We start from the raw sequence: 13,041 nt of genomic DNA, 5'->3' as shown, positions 1-13,041 counted from the left end.
GTTGGTTACGGTTCGCCCAAGCGTGCACAAGAAACGTCTCGGTCAAGACTCTTGCAGGCTGCTTTTGAGAGGGTGGTGGCTTTGTATGCGCTCGGGCGAAGCTGTGTTTTGAAAAGCCACTGATTATAGCCTGAACAGGCTATGGCCCCCACGGTCGCTCACTGCGTGTAGCTCCCTGCCCCCCGAGGGGGCCGCTGCGCCTGCGGCCGGGCAAAGCCCGTTCCGCGGCCCCGGCTGGCAAAGAGAGAATCCCGTGCTCGACCCGATTTGCGATTACAAATCTGGAGGGCCGACCAGCGAACTTGCGTAGAGGCAGATCGCGGCGGCGGCGGCTACGTTGAGTGACTCCTCCCCACCCGGCTGGTCTATGCGGACTTTGAGGGCGGCCCTGGCCATCAGGTCGTCGCTGACACCCTGCCCTTCGTGGCCCATGGCCCACGCGCAGGGCATGGGCAGCTTTTGCTGGTGCAAAAAGCTGCCGTGGTGGGAACTGGTAACGACAATGGGAACGGTCAGCGTCGACAGGGCATCAGGCTCCAGGCCTTCCACCAGCTGTAGCGCGAAATGCGCGCCCATGCCGGCGCGCAGCACCTTGGGCGACCAGAGCGCCGCCGTGCCCTTGAGGGCAATCACCTGGCCAAAACCGAAGGCCGCCGCGCTGCGCAGGATGGAGCCGACGTTGCCGGCATCCTGCACGCGATCCAGGATCACCGAGGCTGCGCCGGGCTGCAGGCCTGCGGCCGCGGGCAGGTCCAGCACAAAGCCCATGCGCGCGGGAGACTCCAGGCCGCTGATCTCGGGCAGCAAGGCGTCGGGGATCACAATGTTTTTGGCCGCCGCCCGTGTGAATTCCGGGGGGGTCACAGGCCAGCAGGATTCGGAGAAGACAGCCAGGGCGGGTTTGAGCCCGCGCGCCAACGCCGCGCGGCACAGGTGGTCGCCTTCCAGCCAGACGCGCGCCTGCTTGCGGTAAGCGGTGCTGTCCTGCGAGAGCTTGCGCAGGTCCTTGATCAGGGGGTTGTCGCGGGAGGTGACGTGCGTGACTTCGGCGGCGGGCCCTGAAGCACCCGAACTCACCGCAAGACCTCAGCGACCGGCGCGAAGGACTTGCGGTGCTGCGGGCAGGCGCCATGCTCGCGCAGGGCCGCCAGGTGTTCAGCCGTGCCGTAGCCTTTGTGGTCGGCAAAGCCGTACTGTGGATATTCCAGGTGGAACTCGGCGCACCAGCGGTCGCGGTGCACCTTGGCCAGGATGGAGGCCGCCGAGATGGCGGGCACCAGTGCATCGCCGCCCACAATGGCTTCCGACAGGATCACCAGCGTGGGCAGGCGGTTGCCATCGACCAGCACCTTGTTGGGTTTCAGGCGCAGGCCCTCCACCGCACGCTTCATGGCCAGCATGGTGGCCTGCAGGATGTTGATGCTGTCGATCTCTTCAACGGTCGCCATCGCAATGGAGCAGCACAAGGCCTTGGCGCGGATTTCGTCGTAGAGCTTTTCGCGGCGTAGGGCCGTCAGTTTTTTGGAGTCGGCCAGGCCCTTGATGGGGTTCAATTCGTCAAGGATGACGGCGGCGGCCACCACCGGCCCCATCAGGGGGCCGCGCCCGGCCTCGTCAACGCCGGCCACCAGCCCGGGAATGTCCCAGGACAGGGCGGTTTGCTCAGCTTTCAAGAATTTGCTGGATCGCATCGGTCGCTAATGTTGAAGTATCCCGCCGCAGCTCGGTGTGCAGCGCGGCGAATCGTTGTTCCACAGCCGCTATTTTGTCAGGTGCCGACGATTCTGCCTCTATCCATTGCAGGACTGCCGCGGCCAGTGCTTCGGGCGTGGCCTGGTCCTGCAGCAACTCGGGCACCACAAAGTCCCGGCAGAGGATGTTGGGAAGGCCCACCCAGGGCTGCAGCTTCTTGCGCCGCATGATCTGCCACGACAGCCAGTTCATGTTGTAGGCGATGACCATGGGCCGCTTGAAGAGCGCGGCCTCCAGCGTGGCAGTGCCGCTGGCGATCAGGGTGACGTCGCACGCGGCCAAGGCGGTGTGCGACTGGCCTTCGATGATCTGCAGGTGGGCCCGGATACCGGCCTCGTCAGCCATGCGCTCTATGGTCGCCTTCAGGACGGGAATGGCGGGTACGACGAACTGGACGGCTGGCTGCGCCCGCCGGATCAGGGCTGCGGCCGCGAAGAACCGTTGTGCAAGGTACTGGATTTCCGACTTTCGGCTGCCGGGCAGGATGGCGACCACAGTGCTTTCGTCCCGCAGCCCCAGCGCACGCCGTGCGGCGGCGCGGTCCGGCTGCAGCGGGATCACGTTGGCCAGCGGATGGCCGACATAGGTTGCGGCAATTCCGTGGGCCGCCAGCAAGGCCGGCTCGAACGGAAAGATGCACAGCACGTGGTCCACGCTGCGCCGGATTTTCTCGACGCGGTCGGCGCGCCAGGCCCAGATGGAGGGGCTGACGAAATGCACGGTCTTGATGCCCTGCCCTTTCAGTGCGGCCTCGAGGTCCAGGTTGAAATCGGGCGCATCTACACCCACAAAGATATCGGGGCGCTGGTCGAGCAGGCGTTGCTTGAGCTGTTCACGGATGCCGACGATTTCGCGGTAGTGGCGCAACACCTCGACATAACCGCGCACAGCCAGCTTTTCACTGGGCCACCAGGCGTCAAATCCGCGTTTGGCCATTTGCGGGCCGCCTATGCCGCAGGAAGTCAGCCCCGGCCAACGGGCCTTGAAACCATCGAGCAGCAGGCCGGCCAGCAGGTCGCCGGAGGTTTCCCCAGCGACCATGGCCACCTTGGGCGTACCGCCGGCCGCCAGCGTTGCCACAGGGCCGCCAGCCTCTCTACGGGCTGGCAGAGGGCTGGTCTCAAGAGACATGGGGCCTTACCGGACGATGCCGCGTTGCGGCGAGGTTTGCTCCAGGAAGGAGAGCATCATCTGCACGTCCGGCGCCGCCTCCGGGTGCTTCCCGGTCAATTCGGCAATGCGCGCGCGCGCTTGGTCCAGCGTAAGGTCGTCGCGGTACAGGGCCTTGTGCATGGCCTTGACGGCGGAAATACGGTCGGGTGAAAAACCGCGCCGCCGCAGCCCTTCAAAATTCATGGACCGAGCTTCGGCCGGCTGGCCTTGGGCCATGACAAAAGGCGGCAAATCGGCGAATAGCAAGGAGCACATGGCGGTGAAGCTGTGGGCGCCGATTTTCACGAACTGGTGCGCGACGGTGAAGCCGCCCAGGATGACCCAGTCGTCTACATGCACATGCCCGCCCAACTGGGTGTTATTGGCAAATATGGTGTTGTTGCCCACGACGCAGTCATGCGCCAGGTGCACGTAGGCCATGAGCCAGTTGTCGTCGCCCACACGCGTCACGCCGCTGTCGCCGGGCGAGCCGATGTTGAAGGTGCAGAACTCGCGGATGGTGTTGCGGTCGCCGATGATCAGCTCGCAGGGCTCGCCCGCGTACTTTTTGTCCTGCGGGATCGCGCCCAGCGAATTGAACTGGAAAATCCGGTTGTCACGGCCAATCGTCGTGTGGCCTTCAATCACGCAGTGGGGGCCGACCGTAGTGCCGGCGCCGATTTTCACGTGCGGGCCGATGATGGTATAGGGCCCGACACTCACGGACTCATGGAGCTGGGCCTGCGGATCCACAAGGGCCGTGGGATGAATGCCCGGCGCGGTGGTAAGGGGTGCTGTCATGTAGCGCTCGCCTGGATGGTCTCTGCCTGGCTCACGCAATGGTGCGCATGGTGCACATGAGTTCGGCTTCGCAGGCGATGGTGTCGCCGACGCGCGTCACGCCCTTGAACTTGAAAATACCGGCCTTCATGCGGTCCAGCGTGACGTCCATGATCAACTGGTCGCCGGGCTCGACCGGGCGCTTGAAGCGCGCGCCGTCTATGCCCGCAAAGTAGTAAACGGTTTTGTCGTCGGGCGTTACGCCCAGGGTTTCAAAAGCGAGCAAGGCGGCGGCTTGCGCCATGGCTTCAAGCATCAGCACGCCGGGCATGACCGGGTGATGGGGAAAGTGCCCCATGAAAAACGGCTCGTTGATCGTGACGTTCTTGAGCGCCTTGATGCGTTTGCCTTTTTCAATTTCCAGTACGCGGTCCACCAGCAGGATGGGGTAGCGGTGCGGCAGCTGCTTGAGAATTTGGTGGATATCCATCATGATTTTTCTTCAATATGTCCTGAGTTCAGAATGGCTTTTTCAGCCAGCCGCAGGCGCTCGCGCAGCGTATGCAGTTGCTTGAGCGTGGCGGCATTTTTTTCCCAGACAGCATTGTCGTCGATGGGAAAGAGCCCGGTGTAATTCCCGGGCTTGAGGATGGACCGCGTTACGACGGACGCCGCCGACACATGCACGTGGTCGGCAAGGCTCAGGTGGCCCAGCACGATGGCACCGCCGCCCACCGTGCAGTGGGCGCCTATGGTCGCACTGCCCGCTACGCCGGCGCAGCCGGCCATGGCCGTGTGTTTGCCCACCCGCACGTTGTGGCCGATCTGGACCAGGTTGTCGAGCTTGACGCCGTCTTCGAGCACCGTATCCTGCAGCGCGCCGCGGTCTATGCAGGTGTTGGCGCCTATCTCGACGTCGTCGCCGATCAGCACACCGCCCAGTTGCTCGATCTTGACCCACTGCCCTTCATGCAAGGCAAAGCCGAAACCGTCGGCACCTATGACCGCCCCCGGGTGCACGATGCAGCGCGACCCGATACGGCAGCCGTCGGCCACGGTGACGCGTGCCGCCAGGCGGGTATCTGCCCCGACCTGCGCATGCCGCCCGACGACACAATGTTCGGCGATGCGCGCACCCGCACCGATGACAGCGCCCTCCCCTATGCAGGCAAAGGCTCCCACCGAGACGCCGTGCGCCAGCGTGGCAGTGGGATCGATAAAGGCGCTGGGATGGATCTGCGCCGGAGACTGCGGGGTATGCCGCTGCTTCCACAACTGCGTGACCAGCGCGAAGGCATGATAGGGATCGTCCACCACAATGCAGGCACCTCGGCCGACGGCAGCCTGCCGTGCGGCGGGGGCCACGATAACGCAGGCAGCCGCAGACTGCGCCAGCTTGGCCAGGTATTTAGGGTGGCTGAGGAAACTCAGGTCCTGGGGGCCGGCGGCCTCCAGGGTGGAGAGCCGCTCTATCTGCAGGCCGGGATCACCGATCAATTCGGCGTTGGCACCGGTAGCACCGGCAAGGAACTGAACGATGTCGGCGAGACGGAGTGTCACACTGCGCCTGCCGTTTTAACGATGGTGGCTGCGGTGAACACCCCCGCCATCAACGGGCGGCGTTCAGCGCCTTGATCACCTTGTCGGTGATGTCGTGCTTGGGATTGACGTAAACCGACTCCTGAAGGATCAGGTCGTATTTTTCGGTTTCAGCCAGGGTTTTCACGACCTTGTTGGCGCGCTCGATCACCTGCTGGAGTTCTTCATTTTTGCGGGTGTTCAGGTCTTCCTGGAATTCACGGCGCTTGCGCTGGAAATCCCGGTCCTGGTCCACCAGCTGTTTTTGCCGCGTGGTGCGTTGGCTTTCCGGAAGCGTGGGTGCCTCGCGCTCGAACTTGTCGGACAGGGTCTTCAGCTGCGTCGCGAGATCGTTAAGCTCTTTTTCACGCTTGCTGAATTCCTGCTCGAGCTTGGTCTGGGCCGCCTTGGCGGAGTTGGCCTCGCGGAAAATCCGGTCCAGATTGACGACACCGACCTTGAACTCCTGCGCGCTCGCGGAGAAGCCCGCCAGTGCAATGGCAAGACCCAGGAAAATTTTGCTTGAAAGATGCTTCATTAGAAAGATGTACCAATTTGGAATTGCAACCGCTCTATTCTATCGCCTGGCTTTTTGCGCAGCGGGGTTGCAATCGCAATGCGCAAAGGTCCGACCGGGGAAATCCAGCTGATGCCGACACCGGTTGATATCCGCAGGTCACTCATGCGGTACTGCTCTTTTTCCCCAAAAACGTTGCCGGCATCGACAAAACCAAACATGCGCAAGGTCCTGTCATTGCCCGCACCCGGAAATGGCGCAACGAGTTCCGCGTTAAGCGTCAGCTTTTTCGGGCCGCCGATCGCCAGGTCGGAGGCGTCGCGCGGACCCAGCGAACCCTGCTCGAACCCACGCACCGATCCGAGGCCGCCCGAGTAGTAATTCTTGAACAGCGGGTAAGGCTGGCCGTTCAGGCCCTTGCCCCAGCCGAATTCACCGTTCAGGGCAATCGTGAACTGTTTGTTCAGGGGGATGTACTGCTGAATCTGGTAATTGGCGCGCACGAACTTGATGTCGCCCGCGACGCCCCAGTCACCATACACGCGCTGGAAGCGGCCCATGGTAGGCACCAGCGAGCTGTCCCGGCTGTCGCGTGACCATCCGACAGTCAGGGGAATGGAATTGCTCTTGTAGCCGAACTGGTTCGCATAGTCCTGGTAGCTGACAGGGAGGTTGGTGCCCGGAACGATGGTCAACTGCTCGTAGCCGCTACCGAAATAAACGGTGTCGTTCTCGGTGAACGGAACGCCGAAACGGATGCTGGCGCCGCGGGTTTTCAGGCTGTAGTCACCGCCCTGGCCCGACAGGGGCTGGGACGTGCGGTCATACACGTCGATGGTGCGGGAAATGCCGTCGGCCGTGAAATAGGGATCTATGGTGCTCAGCACCACCTGGCGGTTCGACTTGCTGGTGTTGAGTTCAATACCCAGGTAATTGCCCGAACCGAACACATTTTCCTGCTTGATACCGAACAGCAGGGACACGCTGTCCGCGCTGGAATAACCCGCACCCAGCTGCAGGTTGCCGGTGGGCTTTTCAACCACGGTCATCGTCACGTCAACCTGGTCGCTGGTACCGGGGACTTCCTGCGTGTCGATGTTCACATCGGTGAAATAACCAAGGCGGTCCACACGGTCGCGCGACAGGCGGATCTTGTCACCGTCGTACCACGACGATTCAAACTGGCGAAACTCACGGCGCACGACCTCGTCGCGCGTGCGGTTGTTGCCCGCCACATTCACGCGCCGCACGTAGGCGCGGCGGGAAGGATCGGCCTGGATCACAAAGGAGACGCGGTTGTTGCTTCGGTCGATCTCGGGCACCGCGTCGACGCGGGCGAAGGCAAAGCCGAAGGTGCCGAAATAATCGGTGAAGGCCTTGGTGGTTTCGGCGACCTGGTCGGCGTTGTAAGGCTCGCCGGGCTCGATCTTCACCAGGGTCTTGAACTCTTCTTCCTTGTTCAGGTAATTGCCTTCGAGCTTGACGCCCGACACCACAAAACGCTCACCCTCGGTCACGTTGACCGTGATGGCGATGCTTTGTTTGTCCGGAGAGATCGCGACCTGCGTCGAGTCGATCTTGAATTCGAGGTAGCCGCGCGACAGGTAATAAGAGCGCAGCGTCTCGATGTCGGCATTGAGCTTGGTACGCGAATAACGGTCTGATTTGGTGTACCAGCTGAGCCAGCCCCCGGTATCCAGGTCAAACAGCCCCAGCAAGGTCGACTCGCTGAAAGCCATGTTACCCGTGATGTGGATTTCCTTGATTTTGGCCACATCGCCTTCGACGACGCTGAAGGTCAGGTTGACGCGATTGCGTTCAATCGGCGTGACGGTGGTGATTACCTCGACGCCGTACAGGCTCTTGTTGATGTACTGGCGCTTGAGTTCCTGCTCGGCCTTGTCGGCAAGCGCCTTGTCAAAAGGCTGGCCGTCGGCGATGCCGGCTTCGCGAAGCGCTTTTTTCAGCACATCCTTGTCGAACTCCTTGGTGCCGACGAAATCAACGTCGGCCACGGTTGGGCGCTCTTCGACAATCACCACCAGCACGTCTCCGCTGACCTCTAGCCTCACGTCCTTGAACAAGCCCAGGCCGAACAGCGCGCGAATGGCGGTTGAGCCCTTGTCGTCGTTATAGGTCTCACCGACACGAAAGGGAAGCGATGCAAAAATGGTTCCCGGCTCCACACGCTGCAAACCTTCAACGCGGATGTCGCGCACCGTGAAAGGGTCAACGGCCCAGGCGGTGCTGGCTGCAAAAAGACCGGCGGCAATGGCGCAGACTGCGCGAACTTTGAAACGATTTATTTGTTTTTGCATGAAATGTATGGAATTAGCCCAAGAGCCGGGTGACATCGTTAAACAGGGCAACGCACATCATGCCCAGCAGGATCGCAACGCCACCGCGCTGTAACCGGTCCATCCAGGCGTCAGACACGCCTCGGCCAGTGATCCCCTCCCAAAGATAATACATCAGGTGCCCCCCATCCAGAACCGGCAACGGCAGTAAATTCAGGACGCCCAGGCTCACGCTGATGAGGGCCAAAAACACCAGATAGGAGCTCCAGCCCATGCTCGCTGATTTGCCTGCGTAATCGGCAATCGTGAGCGGCCCGCTGAGGTTCTTCAACGACGCCTCTCCGATCACCATTTTCCCCATCATGCGCAGCGTGAGCATGGACACCTGCCAGGTGCGCACGGCGCCCTGCCACAGGCCGTCGGCGAAGCCGTAACGCACCGTCACGAGTTCCGCCGGCGCCCCCACATAGGCATCGATCCGGGGCACTACCACCCCGTTCACGGGCTTGAGTTCAGGGGTGACCTGCAAGGCCAGGGGCTGGCCGGCGCGGACGACATGCCAGCTTTGGGGGACAACGGTTGCCGTGCCCGCATTGGAAGCCTGGGCCGACGTGCGTATGGCCTCCCGTAAATGCGGCCCGTCCACGATGGCGGTATCCCCGATGCGCACCACCACGTCGCCGGCACGCAGACCGGATTTTTCCGCCGCGCCGCCGGCCATGACCTCCCCGATCTCGGGTCGCGTCCATGGCCCCAGGATGCCGATTTTGCGAAACAGCTGGGCATCGGCCTCGGCAGCGCCCAGCGTGCTGAGCGCCAGCCGCACCGTTTGCCCCGCGCCTGCGGTATCACCACCCAGCACCAGCGTGAGGTCGCGTCCATCCAGGGCGCCCTGGGTCAGGCGCCAGCGCAAGTCTTCAAAGGACCGGACAGCCTGAAGCTCATCGCCTTCGAAAGCCGCCTGTTCGACGGTTTCATGGCCGCGCAGGCCGGCTTTCTCCGCCAGAGAACCTGCCACGGGACTGGCCAGCACGGCCTTGGGCTCCTGCAGGCCGCTCCAGTTGACGATGGCGTAAAGCAGCACGGCCAGCAGCAGGTTGGCCGCCGGGCCGGCCGCGACCACCGCCGCCCGTGACTTCAGTGGTTGGGTATTGAAGGCCAGGTGGCGCTCGGCCGGATCGACAGGCGCCTCCCGTTCGTCCAGCATCTTGACGTAGCCGCCCAGGGGCAGCATGCCGATGGAGAACTCGGTGGACTTGTTTTTGAGCCGCCACGTGTAAATCGGCTTGCCGAAGCCGATGGAAAATTTCAGGACCTTGATGCCGCAGGCCACGGCCACACGGTAGTGGCCGTATTCGTGCACGGCAATCAGGATGCCCAGCGTCACAACGAAGGAAATCAGGGTCAGCATGTCAAGACTCCAGTTGTCCGGCAATTTGAAGGGCAACGCGCCTGGCCTGCCCATCCAGCCCGAGCAGGCCTTCGATATCACTTACCTCTGAGAGCGTTACCGCCTCCAAAGTTGCGTGGTTTACATGGTGAATATGGTCAAAACGGATACGTTTTTCAAGGAAGGCAGCGACAGCCACCTCGTTGGCAGCATTGAGCACGGCCGTGCTGCCGGCCGGGCCATTCAGCACTTCCCAGGCCAACGGCAGCCCGGGAAAACGCTCATTGTCCGGGACTTCAAAAGTCATGGTGGCCAGAGACCTGAAATCAAGTGCTTTTGCCCCCGACACGACCCGGTCGGGCCAGGCCAGGCCGTAGGCGATGGGAACGCGCATGTCGGGCGTGCCGAGTTGCGCCACCACGGAGGTATCGCGGTACTGCACCATGGAATGGATGATGCTCTGCGGGTGGATCACCACCTCGATCTGCTCCGGCGTCAGGCCGAACAGGAACTTCGCTTCGATGACCTCCAGGGCCTTGTTCATCATGGTGGCGGAATCGACGGAGATTTTGCGGCCCATCACCCAGTTGGGGTGGGCGCAGGCCTCGTCGGGCGTCACATGGCGCAGGCTGCCGAGGTCGCGCGTGCGGAAGGGCCCGCCGGAGGCGGTCAGGATGATCTTTTCCACGCGATCGCCCCAGGTCGCCGCGTCTTCGGGCAAAGACTGGAAGATGGCCGAATGTTCGCTGTCGATGGGCAGCAGTTTGGCACCCCCTGCACGGACAGCTTGCATGAACACTTCGCCGCCCACCACCAGGGCTTCCTTGTTGGCCAGCAGCAAACGCTTGCCGGCGCGGGCCGCGGCCACGCAGGGCGGCAGGCCGGCTGCCCCTACGATGGCCGCCATCACGGTATCCACCGAGTCGTGCGAGGCAATCATTTCGAGCGAGTCCGGCGCCGACAAAACCTGAACGGCAAGGTTATGCGCCTTGACCTTGTCGGCCAGTACCCGGGCGTGCGGTTCGCTCGCCATGACGGCGTACTGCGGCTTGAACTGGACGCACTGTGCCAGCATCAGGTCGGTCTGGGTCGCGGCGCTGAGCGCGAAAACCTCAAACCGGTCGGGGTGGCGCGCAATGACGTCCAGCGTGTTGACGCCCACGGACCCCGTGGAACCCAGAACGGTGATGCGCTGCTTGCTGAAGGACATGCAGGGACCTAGAGGGAGGCCAGCATCATGGCCAGCGGCAAGGTGGGCAGGAGCGCATCGACGCGGTCCAGTACCCCGCCGTGGCCCGGCAACAGGCCGCTGGAATCTTTCACGCCTGCGCTGCGCTTGATCAGCGACTCGACCAGGTCGCCGACCACGCTCATGGCCGCCAGGAAAATCACCGCCAGCAGCATGATGAACAGGCCGTGGTTCGCCGCCAGCCGGCTGTAAAGCGTCACCTCGCTCCAAAAACCGGTGCCGCCTGCAGCGTTGCCCGCATAGACCCAGGCCAGCGACAGCGCGACCACGCCGGCCATGCCGCCCCACACGCCTTCCCAGCTTTTGCCGGGGCTGATCGAAGGCGCCAGCTTGCCTTTGCTGAAGCGGCCGCCAAAGGTACGCCCGGCGAAGTAGGCAAAAATATCCGCCACCCAGACCAGCAGCAACACGGACAACAGGAAATTGACACCGACGACACGCGCCTGCGCGACGGCCAGCCAGGCCAGCCACAGCGCGACCAGCCCCGCCACCAGCCGCAGGACGTTCGGAATACGCGGCCAGCCGGCTACGCCATTGCGCAGCAGCCAGCCGCCGGCCAGAACCCATACAGCGCCGGCGGCAGCCCAGAGCAGGGGCAAAGGTTTTTCAAGCAGGCCGCCGTACCAGGACAAGGCGCAGGCCGCCACGCACACCAGGCCCAGCCCCACCGAAACGCCCTGTCCGTAGCCGTTAAGGCGGCCCCACTCCCAGGCACCCGCCGCGATCAGCAGCAGCGCCACGGCGCAAAAAGGCTCGGGAGTTTTGTAAAAAAGTGCAGGCAGCAAAATGGCCAGCAGGACAATCGCCGTGATCACACGCTGTTTAAGCATCAAGCCGCCTTTGCATTGTGGTTGTTGTCTTGGCCGCTGACCTGCGCCGAGGTCTGGCCAAAGCGCCGTTCGCGGGTGCGAAAAACGGCAATCGCTTCATCGAGCGCCGCCTCGTCGAATTCAGGCCACAGTTTGTCGGAAAAATGCAGTTCCGAGTAAGCAGCCTGCCACAGCAGAAAGTTGCTGATGCGCAGTTCGCCGCCGGTACGGATCAGCAGGTCCGGGTCGGGCACATGCGCCATCGCCATGGCGCGGTCCAGCGACAGTTCGGTGATGGCCTCGCCGCGACTGGCCAGCTTTTGCGCCGCCTGGGCGATGTCCCAGCGGCCGCCATAGTTGAAACAGACGTTAAAAACAAGCCGGCTATTGGCGGAAGTGTCGCGCTCTGCCTTGACCAGCCCCACTTGCACCTTGTCGGACAGCCGCTGCCGGTCGCCGATGAAATGCAGCTGCACACCGTTCTCGTTGAGGCTGGGGACTTCCTTGGCCAGCGACAGCGCCAACAACTCCATCAAGCCGGACACCTCTTCAGACGGGCGGTTCCAGTTCTCCGAGGAAAAAGCGAACACCGTCAGCACGCCGATGCCGCGCTCCAGGCAGGCACGCACACAGCGGCTCAATGAGTCGACGCCCTGCTTGTGGCCCGCGATGCGAGGCAGAAATCGTTTGGTCGCCCAGCGGCCGTTGCCGTCCATGACGATGGCAACGTGGCGCGGGACCGTGGTGGAACTTGTTGAGGCCATGTCAGCAGTCAGGCGCTGCCCTTAATGGGCCTGAGGCATCTGTCTTTTCAAGCAGGGGCCGCGGAACCGGCTTTGCCGGGCCGCAGGCGCAGCGGCCCCCTCGGGGGGCAGAGAGCTACGCGAAGCGAGCGAACGTGGGGGCAATCTAGACCGCCATGATGTCTTGTTCCTTGCCGGCGACCAGTTTGTCGACTTCGGCAATGAAACGGTCGGTGAACTTCTGGATGTCGTCCTGCGAACGGCGCTCGTCGTCCTCGGACGCCAGCTTGTCCTTGACCAGCTTCTTGATGCCGTCGTTGGCATCGCGGCGCAGGTTGCGGATGGCGACCTTGGCATGCTCGCCCTCGGCGCGCACGACCTTGGTAAGCTCCTTGCGGCGCTCTTCGGTCATCGCCGGCATGGGGACGCGGATCAAGTCGCCCTGCGCCGCCGGGTTGAGCCCCAGGTCGGAATCGCGGATGGCTTTTTCGATCTTGGCGCCCATGCCCTTTTCCCAGGGCGAAACGCTGATGGTGCGCGCATCGAGCAAGGACACATTGGCCACCTGGCTGATGGGCACCATGGAGCCGTAATAGTCCACATGCACGGTATCGAGCAGGCCGGGGTTGGCGCGGCCGGTGCGGATCTTGGTCAGGCCGTTCTTGAACGAGTCGATGGACTGCAGCATTTTTTGCTCTGCCAGCTGCTTGACTTCAACAATGCTCATGGTCGAATCTCCGGATTTTGATAGCGAAAAAAGCAAGCCATGGAAGG

The 13,041-nt window shown here is 62.8% G+C and carries 13 protein-coding genes; all 13 read right to left on the bottom strand.

The annotated features are described in order from the left end of the window. Nucleotides 1–273 precede the first annotated feature (273 nt). Nucleotides 274–1,077: a TrmH family RNA methyltransferase gene (locus tag ACLV8F_RS04455; RefSeq protein WP_411883039.1), complete on the bottom strand. Its 804-nt coding sequence runs from the start codon at nucleotides 1,075–1,077 to the stop codon at nucleotides 274–276. Next, nucleotides 1,074–1,691 (bottom strand): ribonuclease HII, encoded by a 618-nt coding sequence (gene rnhB / locus ACLV8F_RS04450; RefSeq protein WP_411883038.1) that lies wholly within the window; start codon nucleotides 1,689–1,691, stop codon nucleotides 1,074–1,076. Before rnhB ends, ACLV8F_RS04455 begins: the two co-directional genes overlap by 4 nt. Beyond that, nucleotides 1,663–2,793 carry a lipid-A-disaccharide synthase gene (gene lpxB, locus ACLV8F_RS04445; RefSeq protein ID WP_411883164.1) on the bottom strand — a complete coding sequence of 377 codons (1,131 nt, stop codon included), beginning with the start codon at nucleotides 2,791–2,793 and terminating at the stop codon, nucleotides 1,663–1,665. The genes rnhB and lpxB overlap by 29 nt, the downstream gene beginning before the upstream one ends. A 96-nt stretch (nucleotides 2,794–2,889) precedes the next feature. Next, on the bottom strand, nucleotides 2,890–3,705 hold the full coding sequence (lpxA, locus tag ACLV8F_RS04440; RefSeq protein WP_411883037.1) for an acyl-ACP--UDP-N-acetylglucosamine O-acyltransferase: 816 nt from the start codon (nucleotides 3,703–3,705) through the stop codon (nucleotides 2,890–2,892). Between the two features lie 31 nt (nucleotides 3,706–3,736). Continuing rightward, nucleotides 3,737–4,177, bottom strand: coding sequence for a 3-hydroxyacyl-ACP dehydratase FabZ (fabZ, locus tag ACLV8F_RS04435; protein ID WP_411877700.1), 441 nt, complete (start codon nucleotides 4,175–4,177; stop codon nucleotides 3,737–3,739). After that, complete coding sequence (lpxD, locus tag ACLV8F_RS04430) at nucleotides 4,174–5,244, bottom strand: UDP-3-O-(3-hydroxymyristoyl)glucosamine N-acyltransferase (RefSeq protein ID WP_411883036.1); 1,071 nt, start codon at nucleotides 5,242–5,244, stop codon at nucleotides 4,174–4,176. The genes fabZ and lpxD overlap by 4 nt, the downstream gene beginning before the upstream one ends. 49 nt (nucleotides 5,245–5,293) lie before the next feature. Next, nucleotides 5,294–5,800 (bottom strand): OmpH family outer membrane protein, encoded by a 507-nt coding sequence (locus ACLV8F_RS04425; protein WP_411883035.1) that lies wholly within the window; start codon nucleotides 5,798–5,800, stop codon nucleotides 5,294–5,296. Then, nucleotides 5,800–8,097 (bottom strand): outer membrane protein assembly factor BamA, encoded by a 2,298-nt coding sequence (gene bamA, locus ACLV8F_RS04420; protein WP_411883034.1) that lies wholly within the window; start codon nucleotides 8,095–8,097, stop codon nucleotides 5,800–5,802. The genes ACLV8F_RS04425 and bamA overlap by 1 nt, the downstream gene beginning before the upstream one ends. A 13-nt stretch (nucleotides 8,098–8,110) precedes the next feature. Next, nucleotides 8,111–9,487: an RIP metalloprotease RseP gene (gene rseP, locus ACLV8F_RS04415; protein ID WP_411883033.1), complete on the bottom strand. Its 1,377-nt coding sequence runs from the start codon at nucleotides 9,485–9,487 to the stop codon at nucleotides 8,111–8,113. Nucleotide 9,488: 1 nt separating this feature from the next. Then, nucleotides 9,489–10,676, bottom strand: coding sequence for a 1-deoxy-D-xylulose-5-phosphate reductoisomerase (ispC, locus tag ACLV8F_RS04410; RefSeq protein WP_411883032.1), 1,188 nt, complete (start codon nucleotides 10,674–10,676; stop codon nucleotides 9,489–9,491). 8 nt (nucleotides 10,677–10,684) lie between these two features. Then, nucleotides 10,685–11,545, bottom strand: coding sequence for a phosphatidate cytidylyltransferase (locus ACLV8F_RS04405; RefSeq protein WP_411883031.1), 861 nt, complete (start codon nucleotides 11,543–11,545; stop codon nucleotides 10,685–10,687). Further along, complete coding sequence (gene uppS / locus ACLV8F_RS04400) at nucleotides 11,545–12,288, bottom strand: polyprenyl diphosphate synthase (protein ID WP_411883030.1); 744 nt, start codon at nucleotides 12,286–12,288, stop codon at nucleotides 11,545–11,547. Before uppS ends, ACLV8F_RS04405 begins: the two co-directional genes overlap by 1 nt. A gap of 145 nt (nucleotides 12,289–12,433) precedes the next feature. After that, nucleotides 12,434–12,994 (bottom strand): ribosome recycling factor, encoded by a 561-nt coding sequence (frr, locus tag ACLV8F_RS04395; RefSeq protein WP_411883029.1) that lies wholly within the window; start codon nucleotides 12,992–12,994, stop codon nucleotides 12,434–12,436. Between the last annotated feature and the right edge of the window lie 47 nt (nucleotides 12,995–13,041).

It is taken from the genome of Polaromonas sp. YR568 (assembly GCF_943369675.1).
In the GTDB taxonomy this organism is placed as follows: domain Bacteria; phylum Pseudomonadota; class Gammaproteobacteria; order Burkholderiales; family Burkholderiaceae_C; genus Polaromonas.
The sequence above is the reverse complement of the archived record's forward strand: the minus strand, read 5'-3'. Positions and strand labels throughout refer to the sequence as shown.